This window comes from Paracoccus nototheniae (genome assembly GCF_004335005.1).
GTDB classification, from domain to species: Bacteria; Pseudomonadota; Alphaproteobacteria; order Rhodobacterales; family Rhodobacteraceae; genus Paracoccus; species Paracoccus nototheniae.
The window spans coordinates 22,369-45,320 of sequence record NZ_RQRT01000034.1; the positions used below are offsets into that span (position 1 = coordinate 22,369).

The window sequence follows — 22,952 nt, forward strand, 5'->3', positions numbered from 1 at the left end:
TATCCCCTGCAGGTTTAGCGTGATGGTTACATCATGGTCCGCAGGCCCGCAACGGACGCGGGCGCCGATGGGTCAAGAATTCGTCAGTTGCCCATCGCCGCGCGCCAGTGACGGCGGCAGAGCGAGACATAGGTCTCGTTCCCGCCAACCTGCACCTGCGCGCCCGTGGCGGTCGCATGGCCCGTGGCATCGCGGCGGATCACCATCGTGGCCTTGCGCCCGCAATGACAGATCGTGCGCACCTCGCGCAGATCATCCGCCAGCGCCAGCAACGCCGCCGAGCCGGGAAACAGCTCGCCCCGGAAATCGACCCGCAGCCCATAGCACATGACCGGAATGCCCAGATCATCGGCCACCCGCGCCAGTTGCCAGACCTGATCGGGGGTCAGAAACTGCGCCTCGTCCAGAAACACGCAGGCCGGGCGGGGTGCGCATTCGGCAATCACCCCCCACAGGTCCGATCCGCTGTCGAATGTCGCCGCGGCCTGGGCAATGCCGATCCGGCTGCCGATCCGGCCCATGCCCGCCCGGTCGTCCAGTGCCGCCGTCAGCAGCAGCACCTCCATCCCGCGCTCGCGGTAATTATAGGCCGCCTGCAACAGCAGGGTGCTTTTGCCCGCATTCATCGTGGAATAATGGAAATACAGTTTCGCCATGACGCCGCCGCATACCCACTAGCCCCCGCCCCCACAAGCCAAAGCCGCAGGATTGGCATCCCGCGGCTTCTTCTTCATTCAAATATCCACGACGCGACAGCGCCGCCCGACCAAGGCCGGGGCAGGGATGGGCGCCGCTTACGCGATGCGGCTTTTGGGCGCGCGCGAAGGGCGACGCGCCGGACGACGGCCCGCACCCGCATCCATGGTCTTGCCACCACCCATCGGCTTGCCGCGACCGCGCTGCGGCCCGCCGGGCGAACCCGCCGCTGCTGCTGCGGCGGCCGAGGGCACGTCGCCGCCGATCACCGGAATGGTGTTCTTCATCGCCTTTTCGATGGCGCGCAGCTCTCCCAGCTCGGCGGGGGAACAGAACGCCACGGCGCGACCGTCGCGACCGGCGCGGGCGGTCCGGCCGATGCGGTGGACATAGTTTTCCGGCACGTTGGGCAGATCATAGTTATAGATATGCGCCACATCGGGGATATCCAGACCGCGCGCCGCCACGTCGGTCGCGACCAGAACCTTGGTCTCGCCCTTGCGGAACGCCTCCAGCGCGCGTTCGCGCTGACCCTGCGATTTGTTGCCGTGGATCGCGGCGACCGCGAAGCCCCAGCTGTCCAGCAGCTTGGCCAGCTTGTCGCAGCCATGCTTGGTGCGGCCAAAGACCATCGCCATCTCGGTCGTGTGCTTGGACATGTAATCGGCCAGCAGCTTGGCCTTTTCGCCCTGACCCACGAAATGGACGCCCTGCTCGATTTTCTTGGCGGCCTGACCCGGGGGGTTCACGGCGACCTTCAGCGGGTTGGTCAGATAGGTGTCGGACAGTTCCGACATCAGCTTGGGCATGGTGGCCGAGAACATCAGCGTCTGACGTTCGCGCGGCAGCATCCGGGCGATCTTGCGCAGCGTGTGGATGAAGCCGATGTCCAGCATCTGGTCGGCCTCGTCCAGCACCAGATAGGTGGTGGCCTCAAGGCTGATCGCGCGACGCTCGATCAGGTCCATCAGACGGCCGGGCGTGGCGATCAGCACGTCGACGCCGCGCGACAGCCGCTCGGTCTGGGTGTTGATCGAGGCGCCGCCGACGACCCGGAACGACCGGATCGGCGTGCCTTCGGCATAGGCATCGATATTGGTGGCGATCTGGGTGGCCAGTTCGCGGGTCGGTGCCAGGATCAGCGCGCGGCAGGTGCGCGGATCGGGCTTCTTGCCATAGTTGATCAGCCGGGTCAGCATCGGCAGGCCGAAGGCCGCCGTCTTGCCGGTGCCGGTCTGGGCCAGACCCAGCACGTCACGCCCGTTCACGATGGCCGGGATGCCCTGTTCCTGAATTGGGGTGGGCGTGGTCAGGCCCATGGCGATGATATTGGCGTTGATGCGGTGATCGATGCCCATATCGGCAAAGGGGCCGACGGTGATCGGTTCGCGCGCCGGGGCGCTGCGGCCTTCGTTCGAAAACGCGGCATGGGGCGCGCGGCTTGGGGTGGACTTGCCGCCACGGTTCGGGCGGCGACGGGTGTTGTTCTGTTCCATGAAATCTTTCGTCCCTCGCATCCCTCGTATCGGACGCAAAGGCAGGGGCCGCACATCTTGTGCGCGGCACGTGGCAGGGGTGCAGGCGTGATACGAGGATGCCTGCTGCCTCCCCGCGTGAATGGGAAACTGGAATGAATGTCGGCGTCGGTCGGGCAGGGCCCGTGGCTGCTCACGCGGCAGTTGACGGCGATAGGGGTCAGATGGCGGAAGTTGCCGCGAAAGTCAAGGGCTCCGGCCCCGCGGACATCGGCAATCGCGGTTCAGGGTTTCAGGATGATCCCGATCACCACCGCCATCAACCCGATGGTGGATGCCGCCAGCGCCGCCATGTTCACCGCCAGCACGCCGCGCATCTTGTCGCGCAGGGCGGCGTCGTCCATCCCCCGGCGCCGCGCGCGGGTGACGGTCCAGATGCACCAGACAAGGGCCGCAAGGCCGGCAAGGGTCAGGGCGGCTCCGGTCCAGATGATCCAGTCATAGAGGGTCATGGGATTTTCCTTCTGGCTGGGGCTCGGTCAGGGTGGCGCGCGGCCTTTCGCGCAGGCCGCCTTGCGCCGTCCCCTAGCGGCGATTGCACCGCGCAACAAGACCGCCTAACAGGCAGGGCTGAGATGCGGACCCCCGTTGCGGGCCGAACCATAAGGAAGGAACCCAACCCATGCCGGACGATCAAGCCTATGGAGTCGCCGCCGACGAGCTGCGCCAGTTCATCGAACAGTTCGAACAGCTGGAAGCCGAGAAAAAGGACATTGCCGAACGCCAGAAAGAGGTGATGGCCGAGGCCAAGGCCCGCGGCTATGACACCAAGGTCATGAAGCAGATCATCGCCCTGCGCCGCCGCGACAAGGACGACATCGCCGAGGAAGAGGCGATTCTGGATATGTACAAGGCCGCGCTCGGGATGGTCTGAGGGCGGGCGGACGGTCGGGGGGGCGGGCGCCGCCCCCCTGGTCCTGTTTGACAGTCGTCGCCCTGGTCGTCCGGCGCGGAAGGCGCCTTGTCCTGGCCTTACGGCAGGATGAATTCAACGCCGGGCAGCACGGTGATCTCGGCCACGTCGCTGCGGTAATTCTCGGTCACCTCATCGACCAGATCCTGCGTCCAGCCGGGCAGGTCGATGTCCTGATCCAGTACGCCGGGCAGGGCATGGCTGGCCAGAATATCGGCATAGACCTTGCGGCGCTGCGCCACGTTGGTCTGATCGCGCCCGGCCATCGCCCCACTCAGCGCTTCCAGCCCGGCATCGCCGACCAGATCGTGCATATAGGACAGCATGCCGGTCAGCGGCGCATCGGCGGGCAGGGCTGCGATCAGGCGCACCACCTCGGGCCAGATCAGCGGCACGTCCTCGTGGCACCAGATCACCACGCGGCGCCCCTGGGCGGCCTGCATCAGCCGCTGGATCGCATCGCGCCAGCGCAGGTCCAGCGGATGACAGCCCTGCATCAGATCCTCATAGCCGTTGCCGCTGAACTGCGGCAGCACCTCGGCCAGCAGCGTGGCCGGGTTGCGGATCGCCAGGAAGAACTCGGTCTGGGCCGAAGGGAACAGCTGCGCCAGCGCCGAGGTCCGCTGCACGATCTTGGGGTAAAGCCCCGTGCGTCCGACCGCCCGGCCCGGCGCCCCCTGAAAGGTCCAGGTCGACATCACCACACGGGACGGCTGGTCGCTGTCCAGCATCGCATCCAGCATGATCTCTTCCATCTCGGGGGTGGCGGAACCGCCGTTCAGCGATTTGGTGGCCTCGTCGAAGATGCCGCGATGGCGGTCGGGGACCACCACCTCGGTCCCTGCCGCATGCAGGGTGTCGCGATTCTCAAGCAGGGTGGTCAGCAGCCGGTCGCCGTCGGTGCCGTGCACCCCCATGTGGAAAACCATCTGCATGTCTGTCCCCGTCTTCTTGTTCTGATCGGGCCCGGTGGCCCATGTGGCGCGCAGATTACTTGTCCGGCGTGGACAGTCAAACCGCTTTGCCCTATCGCCGGGCCATGACCCGGACCGCCCCAGAGCCACAGCGCAGCCGTCATCCCGATCATGCCCTGCGGCAGGGCGGCGGGCGCGGCTGGTCGCTGGCGGCGGTGCTTGTGGCGGGGCTGGTCCTGATGCCGGTCCTGTCGGTGGCCTGGCTGGCGCTGAACCCCACGGACAACATCTGGCCGCATCTGCTGTCGACGGTCATGCCGCGCTATTTCGGCAACACGGTTGCGCTGGCTTTGGGCACCGGGCTGTTGGCCGCCGCGATGGGCACGGGGGCGGCCTGGCTGGTCAGCATGTATGATTTTCCAGGCCGGGGGGTGCTGCAATGGCTGCTGCTGCTGCCGCTGGCCGTGCCGGCCTATATCGGCGCCTATGCGCTGGCGGATTTTCTGGATTATTCCGGCCCCGTGCAGATCGCCCTGCGCGGCTGGTTCGGATGGGAGACCGCGCGCGATTACTGGTTCCCGCGCATCCGCTCTATCGAGGCGGCGATCGTGGTGCTGGCCGCAGCGCTTTACCCTTACGTCTATCTGCTGACCCGCGCGGCGCTGCACGAACAATCGGGCAGCGCGTATGAGGTCGCCCGCGCGCTGGGGACCGGCCCCTGGGGGCTGTTCGCCCGCGTCGGTCTGCCGCTGGCGCGTCCGGCAATCGTGGCGGGCAGTGCCATCGCGATGATGGAGGCGGTCGCCGATTACGGCGTCGTCAGCTATTTCGGCGTGCAGACGCTGAACACCGGCATCTTCACCACATGGCTGGAACGGCGCAATGCGGGCGGCGCGGCCCAGATCGCCTGCGCCATGCTGGCCCTGATCATGGCACTGGCCCTGTGGGAGCGATTCGCCCGCAGGCGCGCCCGCTATCACCAAAGCGCCCGCCAGCCGCGCCCGATCCAGCGTCAGCGCCTGCGCCTGCTGCCAGGGCTGGCTGCGATGCTGGCCTGTGCGCTGCCCTTTGCGATGGGCTTCGTGCTGCCGGTGGGGGTGATCGCGACCTATGCGGCGTCCTATCCGCAGGGTTGGCTGTCGCCGGGTCTGGCGCGGGCGGCCTGGCATACCGTGTCGCTTGGCGGCGTCGCAGCCGTGCTGACGGTCGTGCTGGCATTGATCATGGTCTATGGCGCGCGGCTGTCGGGCAGCGCGCTGCCGCGCCTGCTGATGCCGGTCACGACCATCGGCTATGCCGCGCCGGGGGCGGTGCTGGCGGTGGGGCTGCTGATCCCGCTGGCGGGCCTGGATCACCGGGTGGCCGATGGCTGGCTGGCGCTGACCGGCACCGATCCGGGGCTGATTCTGACCGGCACCGGCACGGCCATCGTTCTGGCCTATCTGGTGCGGTTCTTTGCGATCGGGCAGGGGGCGATCGACGCGGCCTTTACCCGGGTGCCGCCGTCGCTGCCGATGGCGGCGCGGTCCCTGGGGCGGGCCAATGCGGGGGTGCTGCGCGCCGTCTATCTGCCGATGATGCGCGGATCGGTGGGGGCGGCGCTGCTGCTGGTCTTTGTCGATTGCGTCAAAGAGCTGCCCGCGACGCTGCTGCTGCGGCCCTTCAATTTCGAAACGCTGGCCACCCGCACGCATGAGCGCGCCAGTCTGGAAGATCTGGGCAATGCCGCGCCCGCAGCCCTGCTGGTCGTGGCGGTGGGGCTGCTGGCCGTGGCCCTGCTGGCACGCACCAATCTGGGCGGGGCCGGGCGGCGCCACGCATGACTTGCGCAAAGGCCTGTCTCGCGGTAACCGGGCGAAAGATGCCGGCTTAGCTCAGTGGTAGAGCGTCTGATTTGTAATCAGGGGGTCGGGGGTTCAAATCCCTCAGCCGGCACCAGATTTCTCTTGCAAGGATGATCAGGCGGGGCTACTAAGGCTTGGCTACGTTAAATTCTCTGCATCCTGTCTGGTTCTGCCTTCAGTCTGCTTTGTTAATCTGACGGCCAAGCCACTGCATTCTGCGGGTGGTAACCTAAGACAGGAGATCTCACGATGGCCAACGGCACCGTGAAATGGTTCAACAGCACCAAAGGCTTCGGCTTCATTCAACCGGAAGGCGGCCGTCAGGACGTTTTCCTGCACATTTCGGCTCTTGAGCGCGCGGGCCTGTCGGCTCCGGCCGATGGCCAAAAAGTGACGTTCGAGCTGGAGCGTGGCCGTGACGGTCGCGAATCGGCAACCAACGTGCAGTTCGTCTGAACCGACGCTGATTGCGAGCTAACGGAAAGGGCTGCCCTCGGGCGGCCCTTTTTGCTGTCCGCCTGCCGCCCCTGTCCCGCCGGTTGCGACGGGGCTTGAGCCGTGGCGGGCTTTGACATAGCAGGTCCAGATGAAAATTCTCTTTCTTGGCGATGTGATGGGCCGCGCGGGGCGTCGGGCGATCACCGAACGGCTGGCGGGGCTGCGGGCCCGGCTGAAGGCCGACCTTGTGGTCGTGAACGCGGAAAATGCCAGCGGCGGGCGCGGCGTGACTGCGGGTCATGCGCAGCTGTTGCTGGAGGCGGGCGCCGATGCGCTGACGCTTGGCGACCATGCCTTCGATCAAAAGGACATGCTGACCTTTATCGAGCGCGAGCCGCGAATCGTCCGGCCCCTGAACTTCGCGCGCGAGGCGCCGGGGCGTGGCCATACGATTATCAGCGATGCGCGCGGGCGCAAACTGCTGATTGTGCAGGCACTGGGTCAGGTGTTCATGTCGCGGCCCTATGATGATCCGTTCTCGGCGCTGGACGGCGTGCTGCGCGCCCATCCGGCGGGTGGCATGGTGCAGGCCGCGCTGGTCGATATCCATGCCGAGGCGACCAGCGAAAAGATGGCCGTCGGGCATTTCTGCGACAGCCGCGCGTCGATGGTCGTGGGCACCCATACCCATGTACCGACGGCGGATGCGCAGATCCTGTCGCGCGGCACGGCCTATCTGTCGGATGCGGGCATGTGCGGCGATTACGACAGCGTCATCGGCATGGAAAAGACCGAACCCCTGCGGCGCTTCATCACCGGGATGGCCCGCGACCGCTTTACCCCTGCCGAGGGCGAGGCGACCCTGTCGGGCGTGCTGGTCGAGACCGATGACCGCACAGGATTGGCCCGAAGCATCGCCCCGGTGCAGGATGGCGGGCGGCTGGCGGCCACGCATCCGGTCTGAGAATAGCCGGGGCGGTGCGGACATGGCGGCGGTGCAGTCTGTCTTGGACCGTCGACGCCCACGCGGCTGGCGGCGCTGGACCGGGGGGACTTTGCGTCCCCGTCGCCCGCTGGTCCGCGGACCAATGGGGCGTCAGACGGCAACCCCCTGCAGGTTATTTATGAAGACGAAAAGGCGGGGCCCAAGGCTTTGCTGCGCTTGCGAAGACGGCTTGCAGGGCGTCGGGGTTCCGGCGCAAGGTGCGCGAAGCCACCTCAGGATCGGGTTGTGAATGTTCGGATTTGAATTGACCGGGACGACCAGTGCGGTTGTCACCATCTTCATCATCATCGCGATGCTGACCCTGTTCATCCGCGAAACCTATCCGCCCGAGGTCACCGCGATTCTGGGTGCGGTCACCCTGCTTTCCCTGGGGATTCTGGATACGACGGCGATTGCCGGGGTGCTGTCGAATTCGGCGCCCTGGACGATCGCCTTCATGTTCATCATCGTCGGCGGGCTGGTGCGGACCGGGGCGCTGGACTGGATCGGTCAGCGCGCGGCGCGGCATGCGGGCGCCCATCCGATGCTGACGCTTGGGCTGGTCTCTTGTCTGGTCTGCGTGATGTCGGCCTTTGTGAACAACACGCCGCTAGTCGTGGTGATGATGCCGATTTTCATGCAATTGGCCAAGGAGATGGGGAAATCTCCGTCCAAACTGCTGATCCCGCTGTCCTATCTGTCGATTCTGGGCGGCACGATGACGCTGATCGGCACATCGACCAACCTGCTGGTGGATGGGGTGGCACGGGCCTCGGGGATGGAGCATTTCACCATCTTCGAGATCACCTGGGTGGGCCTGCCGATGGCCGTGGTGGGGGTGATCTATCTGATGATCTTTGCCCCGCGCCTGCTGCCCGACCGCGATTCGATGTCGCAGCTGCTGTCCGGGCGCAGCAAGATGAAGTTCTTTACCGAGGTGGCGATTCCCGAAGGCTCGACCCTGATCGGCAAGGGGCTGGACGATGTGGACATCTTTGCCCGAGACAGCGCCCGGGTGATCGACGTGCTGCGCGGCGACGCCTCGCTGCGGCGCGATCTGACCTCGGTGCAGCTGGAAGAGGGCGACCGCGTCGTGCTGCGCACCCCCATGTCCGAGGTGCTGGGCCTGCAGAACCACAAGGGGCTGCGGATGGTCGACAAGCTGAGCTCGGTCGAGACCTCGACGGTCGAGGTTCTGATCACGCCGGGCTGTCACATGATCGGGCGATCGCTTGGCTCGATGCGGCTGCGCAGGCGCTATGGCGTCTATGTGCTGGCGGCGCATCGCAAGAATCAGAATATCGGCCGCCAACTGGATGATCTGGTCGTGCGCGTCGGCGACACGCTGCTGCTGGAGGGGGCCTCGGCCGATATTCAGCGTCTGGCCAGCGACATGGAGATGGTCGAGGTCAACGCGCCGTCCGACCGCGCCTATCGCCGCCGCCATGCGCCCATCGTGGTGGGGGTGCTGCTGGGCGTGGTTGTTCTGTCGGCCTTTGAGATCGCGCCGATCCTGCTGCTGGCCTTTATCGGTGTCGCGGTCGTGCTGGGCACGCGCTGCATCGATGCGGATGAGGCCTTGTCCTTTGTCGACGGCCGCCTGATGGCGCTGATCTTTGCCATGCTGGCCGTGGGGGCTGGGCTGGAAAGCAGCGGCGCGGTGCAACTGGTGGTGAACTGGGTCGCGCCGGGCATGGTCAACCTGCCGCCCTGGGCGCTGGTGCTGGCGGTCTATATGCTGGCGACGGTCCTGACCGAGACGGTTACGAACAACGCCGTCGCGGTCATCGTGACCCCGGTGGCGATCAGTCTGGGTCTGACGCTTGGGGTCGATCCGCGTCCGCTGGTCGTGGCGGTGATGATGGGCGCCAGCGCCAGTTTCGCCACCCCGATCGGTTATCAGACGAACACGCTGGTCTATGGTCCGGGCGGCTATCGCTTTGCCGATTTCATCAAGGTCGGCTTGCCGCTGAACCTGCTGATGGCGCTGGTGGCGGCGATCGTGATCCCGCTGGTCTGGCCGCTGCATGGGTAAGCCATGCTGTCGCAGTTGATCCAGCCGCAATGCTGCCATGCAGCATCGTCGGTTGTGATTCGGCCGCGGAAAGCCGATCTAGGTGTCAGGGGAGGAAACGACCTTTCTGCTTTGCAAGGAGTTTCCACATGGCAACCATCGCTTCTGTCGACCGTCCGTCCAATGGCTTTTCGGGTTCCGCACTGCTGGCACCGTTCCGCGCCGTCGGACGTTTCATGATCATGCTGGCCGAAGCCAGCCCGCAGATGAAGGCTCTGAACCGTCTGAGCCAGCTGTCGGATGAAGACCTGTCGGCCAAAGGCCTGACGCGTGACGGCGAAGTCCGTCGCATTCTGGGCGGCGCTGCCGCACTGTAATCCGTCTTTGTACGGATCGGGCCAAAAGGCCCCGCTGCATCGCGGCCCCCGGGGGGCCGCGTTTTGCGTTTCGGGGTGGGCCGCGTCGGATGGCTGATCTGTCAGAACCCGCGCCCCGTCCCATCACAGCGGCCAGACGATCAGCAGCAGGGGCACGGCGACGATCATCACGATGATCTCCAACGGCAGACCCATCCGCCAGTAATCGCCGAACCGGTAATTTCCCGGCCCCAGAATCAGCGTGTTGTTCTGATGTCCGATCGGGGTCAGGAACGCGCAGGACGCCGCGACCGCGACCCCCATCAGGAAGGCATCGGGATTCACGCCAAGCTGTTCGGCCAGACGGATGCTGACCGGGGCGGCGATGATCGTGGTGGCATTGTTGTTCAGCACGTCCGACAGGAACATCGTACCGCCCATCAGCAGGGCCAATGCCATCCAGGCCGGATAGCCTTGCGTGACCTGCGCAAGTGCCTGTGCGATCAGCGCCGATCCCCCCGTCGCATCCAGCGCCAGCCCAAGCGGAATCATCGATCCCAGCAGGACGATGATCGGCCAGTCCACGTGATCATACAGCTCTTGCACCGACAGCACGCCGAACAGAACATAGGCGATGATGACGCAGCCAAGCGCGATGGGCATGGTCGTCAGCTCGAAGGTGGCGGCCAGCACGGCCAGCCCGAAGATCAACAGCGCCGTGCGCATATGGCGTTCGCGCTGCACCGGCAAACTGCCGCCGTCCAGACGCAAGAGGCCGGTCGCGGCCAGCATGTCGTCCACCCGGCTTTCCGGGACCAGCATCAGCATCATGTCGCCCGCACGCAGTTCCTGCCGCGGAAGACCGCGCCGCAACGCCACCCCGTCGCGGCGCAATCCGATCAGCACGCTGTCATGGCGGTTGGCCAGGCCGAAGGATTGGGCCGAGCGGCCCGCGATCTCGGCCGCGACCGAGACGAGGCATTCGATCAGTTGCTGCCCCTCGGCATCCTTGCGGGCGCGGGGCTCCTGCCGCCCGTCCGGAAAGGCCAGGTTCGAGGTCGAGCGGAACTCGTCCAGCGCGCCGGGGGTGCTGCGCAGGATCAGGATATCGCCATCCTCCAGCATCTGATCGTCCAGCGGGCCTTCGATGTCATGGCCGCGGCGAATCACGCCGGTGATGCGCACCCCGGCGCCCGAGGCCTCGGTACGGGCGTCGCGGATCAGCCGCGCGGCGGTCAGGCTGGTCTCGGTCACCACCAGCGTCGTGACATAGCGGCGCTGCGGCCCGTCGCTGTCGCCGCCGCCTTCGTCATCCTGCGTGCGGGGGATCAGGCGCCAGCCGATCAGGGCGATGAAACTCAGACCCGCCAGCGCCACCGCGCCGCCCACGGGCAGGAAATCGAACATGCGATAGGGCTCGCCCAGCACATCGGCGCGAAAGCCCGAGACGATCAGGTTCGGTGGTGTGCCGATCAGCGTCAGCATGCCGCCAAGGATCGTGGCAAAGGCCAGCGGCATCAGCGTCAGCCCGGCCGCGCGGCCCAGCTTGCGCCCGGTCTGCAGATCCACCGGCATCAGCATGGCCAGCGCGGCGATGTTGTTCATAAAGCCCGACAGCAGCGCCCCGACGCCCCCGAACAGCATGATATGGCCGGTCGTGCCCCGGTCGCGTCCTGACATCAGGCGCGCCAGCCGCGCCACCGCGCCCGACCGCGTCAGCCCCGCCGTCGCGATCAGGACCAGCGCGACGATCAGCGTGGTGGGGTTGCCAAAGCCGGAAAACGCCTCGGTGGTCGGCACCAGACCCAACAGCACCGCCGCCATCAGCCCGGCAAAGGCGACAAGGTCATACCGCCACCGCCCCCACAGCATCAGGGCCACGATCGCGCCCAGCAGGGCGAACAGCATCATCTGGTCTGTGGTCATCATGGCTCCGGATTGGGGTCGGGGGCATCAGGGCGAGGCACCGTTCTGGGGAACGCTGCGACCCGCGCTTCGGTTCGCCTTGCGATGGGGGGGCAGGCTGGATTAAAAGCGCGCGACATTCCTGTTTTACCGCATGACGAAGGACGACCCGACATGGCAGGTCATTCCAAATGGGCCAACATCCAGCATCGCAAGGGGCGGCAGGATAAACTGCGCTCCAAGCTGTTTTCCAAGCTGGCGAAAGAAATCACCGTGGCCGCCAAGATGGGCGATCCCGATCCCGAAAAGAACCCGCGTCTGCGGATGGCCGTCAAGGAGGCCAAGGCGAAATCGGTCCCCAAGGACGTGATCGACCGCGCGATCAAGAAGTCGCAGGGCGGCGACGCGGAAAGCTATGACGAGATCCGCTATGAGGGTTATGGCCCCAATGGCATCGCGCTGGTGGTCGAGGCGATGACCGACAACCGCAACCGCACCGCGTCGAACGTGCGCAGCTATTTCACCAAGTCGGGCGGCGATATGGGTCAGACCGGATCGGTCAGCTTCATGTTCGACCGGGTGGGCGAGATCGTCTATCCGGCCTCGGCAGGGGATGCCGACACGGTCATGATGGCAGCATTGGAGGCGGGCGCCGACGATGTGGAAAGCGATGACGAGGGTCATTGGATTTATTGCGCGGATACGGCGCTGGCCGAGGTGTCGTCTGCTCTTGAGGCAGCCTTGGGCGAATCCGAGACCGCCAAGCTGATCTGGAAGCCGCAGGCGCCGACCGAGGTCACCGATCTGGAGACCGCGCAAAAGCTGATGCGCCTGATCGACACGCTGGAAGACGATGACGATGTGCAGACCGTGACCGGGAATTTCGACATTTCGGAAGAGGTTGCGGCGCAGTTGTGACGCTTGGGAACCGGGGCTCTGCCCGTTCGCCGTTGAAAAAGGTCCACCGGACCTTTTTGCGGACGCGGCTCACCCCGGGATATTGATCGCCAAGGTGAATGGGCGCGGGGGCGCTTTCTGGGGCTTGCTTCGGCGGGGAAAAGCCGACATTTGCAGATGATGCAGATTGAACCTCATACGCGCCGGGATCTGGTCGGCATGGGCTGGATGCTGGCGACGGGCTTTTGCTTTGTTGCCGTCAACACCATCGTGCGGGGGCTGGAGGGCGCGCTGCCTGCGGCGCAGGCGGCCTTCATCCGGTTTCTGTTCGGGATGGTGTTTCTGGCCCCGGTGATCGTCGGCGCGCTGCGCGGCGGGTTTCCCAAAGACATCTGGGGTCTGTTCGCGCTGCGCGGGGCGCTGCATGTGGTGGCGGTGGTCGCGTGGTTCTATGCCATGTCGCGGATCACCGTGGCCGAGGTGACGGCGATCGGGTTTCTGAACCCGATCATCGTGACGCTTGGCGCGGCGCTGTTTCTGGGCGAGCGGCTGGCGGCGCGGCGGATGGCGGCTGTGGGCGTGGCGCTGCTGGGCGCGCTGATCGTGCTGCGGCCGGGGCTGCGCGGACTGGATCCGGGACATCTGTCGCAGGTGTTTGCCTCGGTGGCCTTCGGGGCATCCTATCTGGTGGCCAAGCAATTGTCGGGCCGGGTGCCTGCGGCGGTGGTCGTGGCGATGATGTCGCTGATGGTTTCGGTGGGGCTGGCGCCGCTGGCGATCGCGCAATGGGTGCCGCCCAGTCTGGTGCAGGTGGGCTGGCTGGGGCTGGTTGCGGTCTTTGCCACCGCCGGCCATTACACAATGACCCGGGCCTTTGCGGCGGCGCCTTTGGCGGTGACGCAGCCGGTGACCTTCCTGCAGCTGATCTGGGCCAGTCTGGTGGGGGTTCTGGTCTTTCACGAGCCGTTGGACGGGTGGGTCATTCTGGGCGGCGGGCTGATGATCGCGGCGATCAGCTATATCACCTGGCGCGAGGCGCGGGTGCGGGCGCGGGCCGTGACGCCAGCGGTGGGCGCGACGAAGATCTGAGACCGGCGTCGCGCCGCCTTGCCGGGGTTACAGATCGCAGGTGCCCATCGCCGTGTCGAAGGGGGCGTCGGTTTCCGTCAGATCCCCGGCATCGATGGCTATGGGGCGAAAGGGCGGCAGTTCCTGCGCGGCGGGCTGGACCTGACTGAGGCGATAACAGCCGGTATAGACGGTCGTGCCTTCGTCGGTGACCGCCTCGATGGCCACCGGCAGGGCGTGGTGCAGCGTGCCCGCAGCGCCATCCGAGATCGGTTCTCCATGGCGCAGCCGGACGCTTTGCGTGGTCGCATAGCCCTGACGGAAGCCGTCGTAATCGGGTGCGGTCTCGGGGTCGAAATAGCTGTGGGCGCGCAGGTATTCCTGACGGTCTATGGCGTTGTAAAGCGACGCTACCACCCGTTCTGCCGTCGAGCGGTCGTCGAGATAGGGCGCCACATCCTGCGCCAGCAACGGGGTGACCGGCAGAATGGCAAGCATCGTGGCAGCGAGGGTGCGGATCATGGGACCGGCCTTTTTCTGTGCATGTCGGGAAGAAACGCACAGGTCGGGGTGGAGTTTCCCGCGCCGCGCGGAGGTTGGGGGGGGGTGTGCCCCGTCGCCGGCTGGTCCGATGGCGGACCAGCCGGCGACCCCCGCAGGATATCGGGGCCGAGAGGGAGCGGCGCGCTTTTATCGATGCGGCCAGAGGGTCGCGTGGCGGTTCACATCCTTGTAAAGCAGATAGCGGAACGGACCGGGGCCGCCCGCATAGCAGGCCTGCGGGCAGAAGGCGCGCAGCCACATGTAATCGCCGGGGCCAACCTCGACCCAGTCCCGGTTCAGGCGATAGACGGCCTTGCCCTCCAGCACGAAAAGCCCGTGTTCCATCACATGGGTTTCCGCAAAGGGGATCGAGCCGCCGGGTTTGAACGTCACCACGGTGATATGCATGTCGTGGCGCAGATCGGCGGGGTCCATGAAGCGGGTCGTGCCCCACGCGCCATCCGTGTCGGGCATCATCGAGGGCGCGATATCCTGTTCCTGCACCACGATCGGGTCGGGCCGGTCGGTCCCTGCGGCGGGCTGCCAGCGCTTGCGCCACCAGTGGAAGCCGGCAGGCCCCGCCGTGCGGTTGCGGATCTGCCAGGGCGTGCCGGGGGGGATATAGGCAAAGCCTCCGGGCGTCAGCCGATGTTCGGTGCCGTCGATGACGACCTGCATGTCGCCGCCGGTGACAAAGATCGCGTGCTGGATCTCGGGATCGTCATCGGGGGTGTCGCTGCCGCCGCCTTCGGCCAGTTCGACGATGTACTGGCTGAAGGTTTCGGCAAAGCCGGTCAGGGGCCGGGCCAGCATCCACAGCCGCATGCCCTGCCAGCCCGGCAGATAGCTGGTCACGATGTCGCGCATCACCGTGCGCGGGATGACGGCATAGGCATCGGTGAAGACCGCCGTGTCGGTGGTCATGCCGGTCTGCGGCGGCAGTCCCGCCACGGGACCGGCATAGCGGATGCGCGCGGTGGTCGCATCTTCGGCGGGCAATTGGGCGATGTCGCCGGTGGGGGCGCCTGCGGGGCCAGTCTGGATGAGGCCGGTCTGTTTGGGGCCAGTCTGGTGGGGGCCGGTGTCGGTCATGTCAGAAGTTCCTTGAGGCGGAGGGTGGCGATGCGGGTGACCTGCGCCTCGGCTGTGGCGCGTTCGGTTCGGGTGTCATTGTCCAGACGGGTCTGCATGGCCGCAAGGATGCCCGCCTTGTCATGATCGCGGACCGCGATGATGAAGGGAAAGCCGTGCTTGGCCACATAGGCGTCGTTCAGTCGGGTGAAATCCTGCCGTTCCGCGTCGGTCAGCGCGTCCAGACCGGCGCTGGCCTGTTCGGCGCTGCTGTCTGCGGTCAGGCGCTTAGCCTGTGCCAGCTTGCCTGCCAGATCGGGATGGGCGTTCAGCACGCCAAGGCGTTCGGCATCGGACGACTGGCGAAAGATCTGCGCCATGCGGGCTGCCAGACCCTGCGCGCTGTCATGGACGGCGCCCATCTCGGCGTCCCAGACCCGTTCGGCGATGAACGGCGAATGTTCATAGATGCTGCCAAAGCGGGCGACGAAATCGGCGCGCGGCATCTGTGAGGGGCGCAGGCGGGGCTGGAACGGATGTTCCTCGGCCCAGTGGCGGGCGATGTCCAGACGGCTGGCGAACCAGACGCCCTCATGCGCGCGGGCATGATCCAGAAAGCGCTGGATTGCCATGGCGCGACCGGGACGGCCTGCCAGCCGGCAATGCAGGCCGATCGACATCATCTTGGGGGCACCTGCCGCGCCCTCGGCATACAGCATGTCAAAGCTGTCGCGCAGATAGTCGAAGAAATCTGTGCCGGTGCCGAACCCCTGACCCGACGAAAACCGCATGTCATTGGCGTCCATCGTATAGGGCACCATCAGCTGGGGCCGTTCGTTATGCACGTGCCAATAGGGCAGATCGTCGGCGATGGTGTCGGCCAGATAGGCAAAGCCGCCTTCCTCGCAGCCGAGCGCGACCGTGTTCATCGAGGTGCGGCCCTGATAAAATCCGTGGGGGCGTTCGCCGGTCACCGCCTCGTGCAGGGCCACGGCCTGCGCGATATGGTCGGCCTCGACCTCGCGCGGGACGTTGCGGTAATCGATCCATTTCAGGCCATGGGTGGCGATTTCCCAGCCCGCGTCCTGCATGGCCGCGACCTGTGCGGGGCTGCGCTCCAGCGCGGTGGCGACGCCATAGACGGTGACGGGAATGTCTTTCAGCAACCGGTGCAGCCGCCAGAAACCCGACCGCGCGCCATAATCATAGATCGATTCCATGTTCCAGTGCCGCTGGCCGGGCCAGGGCTGGGCGCCGATGATCTCGGACAGGAACGCCTCGGAGGCGGGGTCGCCATGTTCGATGCTGTTCTCGCCGCCCTCTTCGTAATTCACCACGATCTGAACCGCGATCCGGGCACCGCCGGGCCATCGCGGGTCGGGGGTGGTTTCGCCATATCCTGTCAGATCGCGGCTGTAGCGCATCGGGGCCTCCGGGCGTGAATGTCGTGATGCCACAAAAGCCCGGGACGCGCGCGACGGCAAGCGGGCAGGCGGCGAATGCTGTATCAAGGATTTCGCTAAGATCGTGGGCGCTTGCCAAAGGTGCAGCGGCGGGACGGATTGGCGGGCGCGCCTGTCAGGGCATCCGCCCGCCCATCGCCTCGGTCAGTGCGGTCGCGGCGGCGGTGACCACGGCGCCCAGGGTCTTGACATGTTCCGCCCCGATCCGATGGGCGGGCCCGCTGACCGACAGGCCCGCCACCGCCTCGCTGCCCAGATCAAAGACCGGGGCCGCGATGCAGCGCATGCCACGGCTGCGCTCCTCGTCATCCAGCGCAAAGCCGCGATGGCGGATGCGGGCCAGATCGGCCTGCAGGGCCTGCGGATCGGTCAGGGTCTGGTCGGTGAACCGCGCCAGCGGGCCGCGCGCCGTCACCATGTCGAACAGATCCGGGCGGCCAAAGGCCAGCAGCGCCTTGCCGATCCCCGAGGCGTGCAGCGCCGCGCGGGTGCCCGGTGGGAAAAACGCCCGGATCGTCTCGGTCGTTTCGACCTGGCTGAGGAAAAGCACGCTGTCGCCCTGCAGGATGCCCAGATTGGCGGTCTCTCCGGTGTGATCCATCAGCGCGCGCAGGATCGGGCGTGCGCGGTCGACGATGCCCGCGCGGTGCATGAAGGCCGCGCCAAGCCGGAAGGCCTGCGGCCCGATCGTCCAGGCCTGCGTCGCCGGATCGCTTTCCACCATCCCGCGCAGCGCCAGCGTGTGCAGAACGCGGTGCACGGTCGAGGCGGGCTGACCGGCGCCGCTGGCCACTTCGGACAGGGTCAGGCCGGGATGGGCTGCCAGCAGGTCCAGCAGGTCCAGCGCGCGGTTCAGCGCCTGCACGGTTCCGGGTGCCTCGGGGTCGGCTTTCAGGGCGCCAACCTTCGGGGGGCGCCCACGGCGGCGGATGGGTTCAGCCATTCTGCGTCCCTTGTTAATGCTGTCTTTAGATGCGGGCGAAAATCGCCGCTCGCAAGTGGAAAAGCCAAGGCCCCGATTTGATGGGGCTTTCAGGTCCGGGCGCGGTTTTCCTTGTGCGAATGGAAAATCCGGCAGCGGTGAAATGGCCCATTTTCATGCCATCTTTTCATGCAGCCGGGGGGCATGCGCAAGGTCCGCGGTGAAAATCAATTTCGGAAATTGCCCCACTGAGGCTAGCCCTGAAGACAGAGCGGTCCCAAACCGCCATCATCCAAAGGGGAGACACCATGACAGATCATCCAGCGCCGACCGGCATCCATCCGGTCGATCAGATGCTGCCCGCCGGGCGGCTGATCACCCTGGGGTTCCAGCATGTGCTGGTCATGTATGCGGGCGCCATCGCGGTGCCGCTGATCGTGGGCCGCGCCCTGCAGCTGCCGCCCGAAGAGGTGGCGTTCCTGATCTCGGCCGATCTGTTCGTCTGCGGGCTGGCCACGATGATCCAAAGTCTGGGGATGACGCAGTATTTCGGCATCCGCATGCCGGTGATGATGGGCGTGACCTTTGCCGCCGTGGGGCCGATGGTCGCCATTGCCGGGCAAGAGCCGGGGACCGAGGGCGCGCGCGCGCTTTTCGGGGCGGTGATCGCCGCGGGGCTGATCGCCATGCTGCTGGCGCCGCTGATCGGTCGGGTGCTGCGGTTCTTTCCGCCGGTGGTGACCGGCACGGTCATTCTGGCCATCGGCATCAGCCTGATGCCCATCGGCATCAACTGGATCTTTGGTCTGCCTGCGGGACCGACGGCGCCCCTGCTGGTCGATCCCGCGCAGCAGGCCTGGCTGGATCAGGCCGTGGCGGAAGGCGGCGCGCCGGAAGGCTTGCGGCTGGCGCCGAGCGTGCAGAACCCGGCCTATGCCTCGGGGACCAATATCATGATCGCGGTGCTGGTGCTGGGCACGATCCTGGCGATCTCGCGCTTTGGCCGGGGGTTCATGGCCAATATCGCCGTGCTTCTGGGCATCGCCGTGGGCGGGATCGCGGCGGCCCTGATGGGGCTGATGCAGTTCGACAAGGTGGGCGAGGCCCAGTGGTTCGCGCTGATCAAGCCGTTCCATTTCGGCCTGCCGACCTTTGATCCGGTGATGATCGCCACGATGGTGCTGGTGATGATCGTGGTGATGATCGAATCGACCGGCATGTTTCTGGCCCTGTCGGACATGTGCAAGCGTCCGGTCAATTCGAAATCGCTGGCGGCGGGTCTGAGGGCGGATGGTCTGGGCACGATGCTGGGCGGGATCTTCAACACCTTTCCCTATACCTCGTTTTCCCAGAATGTCGGGCTGGTGGGCGTCACCGGCATCCGGTCGCGCTTTGTCTGCGTGGCGGGCGGGGCGATCATGATCGTGCTGGGGCTGATCCCCAAGATGGGCGCGCTGGTCGAAAGCCTGCCGACGACCGTTCTGGGCGGCGCGGGTCTGGTCATGTTCGGCATGGTCGCGGCCACCGGCGTGCGCATCCTGTCTCGCGTCGATTTCACCGCGAACCGCCATAACCTGTTCGTGGTGGCGATCAGCATCGGCATGGCGATGATCCCGCTGGTCGCGCCGAATTTCAAACAATGGCTGCCCCATGCGATCCATCCGCTGATCCATTCGGGCATTCTTCTGGCGGCGGTCTCGGCGGTGGCGCTGAACTGGTTCTATAACGGCGCGGCCCCCGCGGACGAGGCCGAGCTGGCCGAAGCCGGGCGCCTGTCCGATCATTAGGCAGCGGACCCCCGATCGATTACACCGATTTTCTAAAGAATGCCTTTCCGATGACAGAGGTCGCAGCTTTCCCGCGATCGGCTATGGTCGGGCGGGCTTTGACGGACAGCGAGGGATTTGCGATGGCTGGATATCTGACGACTCATGTTCTGGACGTGTCGCGGGGTTTGCCCGCGGCGGGGATGGTTGTGGTCCTGCATGCCTTGGTTGGCCATGAACGCCGCGAGGTTGCCCGGATGGTGACCAATCAGGACGGCCGCACCGACGGCCCGATCCTGCCCGGGGATGCCTTCGCGACCGGCATCTACGAGCTGGAATTCCACGCCGGCGACTGGATGGACACGACCGGCATTCCGGCCGAGGATCCGCGCTTTCTGGACGTGATCCCGATCCGCTTCGGAATGTCGCGGGACGACCACTACCATGTTCCGCTGCTGGTCTCGCCCTTCGGCTTTTCGACCTATCGGGGCAGCTGAGATGGTCCCCGACGGTATCATCCTGTGGGAGTGGGTGGCGTTCGCGATCCGCTGGACCCATGTCATCACGGCGATCGCCTGGATCGGCTCGTCGTTCTATTTCATCGCGCTGGATCTGGGGCTGCAGAAGGGCGCGCATCTGCCACCCGGCGCGCATGGCGAGGAATGGCAGGTCCATGGCGGCGGCTTCTATCACATCCAGAAATATCTGGTGGCGCCCGAACGGATGCCCGAACACCTGACCTGGTTCAAATGGGAAAGCTATGCCACCTGGCTGTCGGGCGCGGCGCTGTTGATGGTGACCTATTGGGCCGGGGCGAGCCTCTATCTGATCGAGCCCTCCAAGGCCGACCTGGCGCTGTGGCAGGCGATCGGGATCTCGGCGGGGTCGCTGGCCTTGGGCTGGCTGATCTATGACGGGCTGTGCAAATCGCCGCTTGGCAACCGGCCCACCGCGCTGATGCTGCTGCTGTTCGCGGCGCTGGTGGCGATGGGCTGGGCCTATGATCAGGTCTTCACAGGCCGCGCGGCGCTGCTGCATCTGGGGGCCTTCACCGCGACGATCATGACCGCGAACGTGTTTCTGGTGATCATGCCCAACCAGCGCATCGTGGTGGCCGATCTCAAGGCGGGCCGGGCGCCTGATCCCAGATACGGCAAGATCGCCAAGCTGCGATCGACCCATAACAACTATCTGACGCTGCCGGTCATCTTCCTGATGCTGTCGAACCATTACCCTCTGGCCTTTGCCAGCGAATACAACTGGCTGATCGCGGCGCTGATCTTTCTGATGGGGGTGACGATCCGGCATTTCTTCAACACGATGCATGCCCGGGGGGGCTATCGCTGGTGGACCTGGGCGGTGACGGCGATGCTGTTCGTGGCGGTGATGTGGCTGTCGGCGCTTGGCGCGAACCGCGACAGCTATGACGAGGCGATGGCCCGCCCGCTGACCGGGGTCGAGGCGCGGTTCGCCGAAGCGCCGGAATTTCAGGAGGCCGCGAATGCGGTGATCGGGCGCTGTTCGATGTGCCATGCCCGCGAACCGGTGTGGGAGGGGATCCATCACGCCCCCAAGGGCCTGCTGCTGGAAACCCCCTCGGACATCGCCCGTGCCGCACGAGAGATCCATGTGCAGGCCGGTCTGACCAATGCGATGCCCCCCGCCAACATCACCGGGATGGAGGATGAGGAACGCGCCCTGATCCGCCGCTGGTTCCGGCAGGTCGGCGCCGCCGGGGTCGCAGGGCTTTAGGGACGCGAAACGGCGCCAGGCCGCCGCCTGATCGGGGCCCGTGACGACGAAAGCCCCCGGCACAATGCCGGGGGCTTTTTGGCGCGACCTGACAAGATGGATATTTGAGTGAAGAAGAAAGGCCGCCGGGCCCCATTCTTCTTCACTTAAATATCCGCGGGGGATCGCGAAACGCGATGGGGGCGGCAGCCCCTGATCCTCCCCTCTCCGTCAGGCGCAGCCGCGGGAGGCGATCCCCCGCGCCGATGATCCGCGCCCCAGGCAAGGTTCCCAAGGCCTGCGCACCGGCCGTCAGAAGAGCGGTTTCAATTCGCGCATGGCGTAATCGGCGAACAGGCGCACCTTGGGATCCTGCAACCGGCGATGCGGGGTCAGGCAGCCGAATTGCGAGGGCAGGGGCGGATGGTCGGGCAGGACGCGGACCAGTCGCCCGGCCTCGATATCGGCGCTGACCTCATAGGCGGGGCGGTTGGCGATGCCGTGGCCCTCCAGTGCCCAATGGGTCAGCACATCGCCGTCATCGGTGTCGAAGCGGCCCTGCACCATCATCTTGCGCGGCCCTTCGGGGGTCTGCAGCGTCCAGTAATATTCCGGACTGCGCGGATAGCGCAGCAGCAGGCAATTATGGCTTGCCAGATCGTCGGGATGGGCGGGCGTGCCCGCCGCTTCCAGATAGGCGGGTGCGGCGACCAGCACGCGCGGGCAGGGCGCGATGCGGCGCCATTTCAGGGCCGAATCCTCTGGCTCGCCCAGAAAGAAGGCCAGATCGATGGCATCCTCGACGATATTGACGCTGCGGTCCGACAGACGCAGGCGGATGTCCACGCCGGGATTGGCCGCGCAAAAGGCCGGGATCAGCGGCGCGATCAGCCGTCGCCCCAAGCCCAGAGGCGCGGTCAGCCGGATCACCCCCTGCGGGCGCCCGGAAAAGCCCGAGACCAGCGCCTCGGCCTCGTCCAGGGTCTCGATCACGCGGCGGGCATGGTCATAGAAGGCGCGGCCGATTTCGGTCGGGGTCAGCTTGCGCGTGGTGCGGTTCAGCAGCCGCACGCCATAGCGGTTTTCCAGATCCTTGATGCGGTTCGAGGCAACTGCCGGGGACAGCCGCAGATCGCGTCCTCCTGCGGTGATTGATCCGAGTTCGACAACGCGGACGAAGACGCGGAGGCTTTCGAGATAGGACATGGAACTGGTCCGCTTTCAATGAGACGTGTAAAGTCTTCTATGTTGGGGCGGATTTCGCAAGGGTGGATTTGGGCCTAGCATCGGGTGTGGGACGGCGATCTTGGTGCCGCCCGGGCGGCAGGGATGGGGGCGATCTCTTGGTCTGTCCGAGCGGCTGCATTGCCTAGGGCCACGCGTCACGGGCGCCGGATGCGGCCGGGCTTGCCGACCGGGGCGCATTGACTGGGGTGCATTGACTGGGGCCAGCCACCCGGGCCCCCTGTCTTCCGGGCCCTCCGTTTTCCGGGCCCCTCCGTCTTCCGGGCCCCTCCGTTCCGGGCCCGATCGACCGGCCCGGTGATCCGGCCCCTCAACCCAAGCTCCGGCTTATTGGCCCGGGCGATGCGACAAAGGCCACGCGATGACGCAGCTGCAGTTTCTGTTGAACGACCGCCCGGTGGGCCTGAGCGATGTGGGGGCCTCGGACACGCTTCTGGACCATCTGCGTCTGGTCCGCCGCCTGACCGGCACCAAGGAGGGCTGCGCCGAGGGTGATTGCGGGGCCTGCACGGTGCTGTCGGGGCGGCTGACGCCGGACGGTCTGGTCTATGAGCCGGTGAATGCCTGCATCCGGCTGCTGGCGGCCTGCCATGCCACCCATATCGTGACCATCGAGCATCTGCGCGGCCCGCAAGATGGGGCGCAA

At 66.1% G+C, this 22,952-nt stretch carries 22 protein-coding genes and 1 tRNA gene; 13 read left to right on the top strand and 10 right to left on the bottom strand.

What is annotated here, in order from left to right; genetic code table 11:
* Nucleotides 1–83: 83 nt before the first annotated feature.
* From EG885_RS13045 to EG885_RS13055, 3 genes are all read right to left on the bottom strand, one after another.
* Nucleotides 84–656, bottom strand: a complete 573-nt coding sequence (locus EG885_RS13045) for a thymidine kinase (RefSeq protein WP_131575250.1) — start codon at nt 654–656, stop codon at nt 84–86.
* A gap of 138 nt (nt 657–794) precedes the next feature.
* On the bottom strand, nt 795–2,192 hold the full coding sequence (locus tag EG885_RS13050) for a DEAD/DEAH box helicase (protein ID WP_165571134.1): 1,398 nt from the start codon (nt 2,190–2,192) through the stop codon (nt 795–797).
* Nucleotides 2,193–2,455: 263 nt separating this feature from the next.
* Nucleotides 2,456–2,683 carry a hypothetical protein gene (locus EG885_RS13055; RefSeq protein ID WP_131575255.1) on the bottom strand — a complete coding sequence of 76 codons (228 nt, stop codon included), beginning with the start codon at nt 2,681–2,683 and terminating at the stop codon, nt 2,456–2,458.
* Nucleotides 2,684–2,853: 170 nt separating this feature from the next.
* Here EG885_RS13055 and EG885_RS13060 point away from each other — a divergent pair, with 170 nt between their 5' ends.
* On the top strand, nt 2,854–3,105 hold the full coding sequence (locus EG885_RS13060; protein WP_131575257.1) for a DUF2312 domain-containing protein: 252 nt from the start codon (nt 2,854–2,856) through the stop codon (nt 3,103–3,105).
* A 98-nt stretch (nt 3,106–3,203) separates the two neighbouring features.
* Here EG885_RS13060 and EG885_RS13065 read toward each other — a convergent pair whose 3' ends face one another.
* A complete protein-coding gene (locus EG885_RS13065) occupies nt 3,204–4,079 on the bottom strand; it encodes a hypothetical protein (protein WP_131575259.1) in 876 nt (291 codons plus the stop codon).
* 104 nt (nt 4,080–4,183) lie between these two features.
* On the opposite strand from EG885_RS13065, the gene EG885_RS13070 reads away from it, so the two are divergent.
* The 6 genes from EG885_RS13070 to EG885_RS13095 all read left to right on the top strand — a co-directional run bounded on the left by EG885_RS13070 (nt 4,184) and on the right by EG885_RS13095 (nt 9,716).
* Nucleotides 4,184–5,881, top strand: coding sequence for an ABC transporter permease (locus tag EG885_RS13070; protein WP_131575261.1), 1,698 nt, complete (start codon nt 4,184–4,186; stop codon nt 5,879–5,881).
* A 40-nt stretch (nt 5,882–5,921) separates the two neighbouring features.
* Nucleotides 5,922–5,996: transfer RNA gene (locus EG885_RS13075), tRNA-Thr, on the top strand.
* Between the two features lie 155 nt (nt 5,997–6,151).
* Nucleotides 6,152–6,358 (top strand): cold-shock protein, encoded by a 207-nt coding sequence (locus tag EG885_RS13080; RefSeq protein WP_042248736.1) that lies wholly within the window; start codon nt 6,152–6,154, stop codon nt 6,356–6,358.
* Nucleotides 6,359–6,488: 130 nt separating this feature from the next.
* Nucleotides 6,489–7,304 (top strand): TIGR00282 family metallophosphoesterase, encoded by an 816-nt coding sequence (locus tag EG885_RS13085; RefSeq protein WP_131575263.1) that lies wholly within the window; start codon nt 6,489–6,491, stop codon nt 7,302–7,304.
* 271 nt (nt 7,305–7,575) lie between these two features.
* Nucleotides 7,576–9,360, top strand: coding sequence for an SLC13 family permease (locus EG885_RS13090; RefSeq protein ID WP_131575265.1), 1,785 nt, complete (start codon nt 7,576–7,578; stop codon nt 9,358–9,360).
* A 128-nt stretch (nt 9,361–9,488) separates the two neighbouring features.
* On the top strand, nt 9,489–9,716 hold the full coding sequence (locus tag EG885_RS13095) for a hypothetical protein (protein ID WP_131575267.1): 228 nt from the start codon (nt 9,489–9,491) through the stop codon (nt 9,714–9,716).
* Nucleotides 9,717–9,839: 123 nt separating this feature from the next.
* Here EG885_RS13095 and EG885_RS13100 read toward each other — a convergent pair whose 3' ends face one another.
* Nucleotides 9,840–11,621, bottom strand: coding sequence for an SLC13 family permease (locus EG885_RS13100; protein ID WP_131575298.1), 1,782 nt, complete (start codon nt 11,619–11,621; stop codon nt 9,840–9,842).
* A gap of 153 nt (nt 11,622–11,774) precedes the next feature.
* On the opposite strand from EG885_RS13100, the gene EG885_RS13105 reads away from it, so the two are divergent.
* On the top strand, nt 11,775–12,518 hold the full coding sequence (locus EG885_RS13105; RefSeq protein ID WP_131575269.1) for a YebC/PmpR family DNA-binding transcriptional regulator: 744 nt from the start codon (nt 11,775–11,777) through the stop codon (nt 12,516–12,518).
* A gap of 159 nt (nt 12,519–12,677) precedes the next feature.
* Nucleotides 12,678–13,586 (top strand): DMT family transporter, encoded by a 909-nt coding sequence (locus EG885_RS13110; RefSeq protein ID WP_242679647.1) that lies wholly within the window; start codon nt 12,678–12,680, stop codon nt 13,584–13,586.
* 27 nt (nt 13,587–13,613) lie between these two features.
* On the opposite strand, the gene EG885_RS13115 is transcribed toward EG885_RS13110, so the two are convergent.
* The 4 genes from EG885_RS13115 to bhcR all read right to left on the bottom strand — a co-directional run bounded on the left by EG885_RS13115 (nt 13,614) and on the right by bhcR (nt 17,585).
* Entirely contained in the window at nt 13,614–14,087 is a 474-nt protein-coding gene (locus tag EG885_RS13115; RefSeq protein ID WP_131575271.1) for a hypothetical protein, read from the bottom strand.
* A gap of 168 nt (nt 14,088–14,255) precedes the next feature.
* Complete coding sequence (locus EG885_RS13120) at nt 14,256–15,200, bottom strand: bifunctional allantoicase/(S)-ureidoglycine aminohydrolase (protein WP_131575273.1); 945 nt, start codon at nt 15,198–15,200, stop codon at nt 14,256–14,258.
* Nucleotides 15,197–16,603, bottom strand: coding sequence for an allantoinase PuuE (gene puuE, locus EG885_RS13125; protein WP_131575275.1), 1,407 nt, complete (start codon nt 16,601–16,603; stop codon nt 15,197–15,199). The genes EG885_RS13120 and puuE overlap by 4 nt, the downstream gene beginning before the upstream one ends.
* A 154-nt stretch (nt 16,604–16,757) precedes the next feature.
* A complete protein-coding gene (gene bhcR / locus EG885_RS13130; protein ID WP_131575277.1) occupies nt 16,758–17,585 on the bottom strand; it encodes an HTH-type transcriptional regulator BhcR in 828 nt (275 codons plus the stop codon).
* A 287-nt stretch (nt 17,586–17,872) separates the two neighbouring features.
* Here bhcR and EG885_RS13135 point away from each other — a divergent pair, with 287 nt between their 5' ends.
* The 3 genes from EG885_RS13135 (at nt 17,873) to EG885_RS13145 (ending at nt 21,082) form a co-directional block, all read left to right on the top strand.
* On the top strand, nt 17,873–19,351 hold the full coding sequence (locus tag EG885_RS13135) for a nucleobase:cation symporter-2 family protein (protein WP_131575279.1): 1,479 nt from the start codon (nt 17,873–17,875) through the stop codon (nt 19,349–19,351).
* Nucleotides 19,352–19,473: 122 nt separating this feature from the next.
* Entirely contained in the window at nt 19,474–19,827 is a 354-nt protein-coding gene (uraH, locus tag EG885_RS13140) for a hydroxyisourate hydrolase (protein WP_131575281.1), read from the top strand.
* 1 nt (nt 19,828) lies between these two features.
* Nucleotides 19,829–21,082 (top strand): urate hydroxylase PuuD, encoded by a 1,254-nt coding sequence (locus EG885_RS13145; RefSeq protein ID WP_131575284.1) that lies wholly within the window; start codon nt 19,829–19,831, stop codon nt 21,080–21,082.
* Between the two features lie 291 nt (nt 21,083–21,373).
* Here the strand turns inward: EG885_RS13145 and EG885_RS13150 are convergent, their stop codons facing one another.
* Nucleotides 21,374–22,267, bottom strand: a complete 894-nt coding sequence (locus EG885_RS13150; protein ID WP_131575286.1) for a LysR family transcriptional regulator — start codon at nt 22,265–22,267, stop codon at nt 21,374–21,376.
* Between the two features lie 400 nt (nt 22,268–22,667).
* Here EG885_RS13150 and EG885_RS13155 point away from each other — a divergent pair.
* Nucleotides 22,668–22,952 (top strand): 2Fe-2S iron-sulfur cluster-binding protein (locus tag EG885_RS13155; protein ID WP_341352761.1); only part of this gene is annotated, 285 nt, incomplete at its 3' end.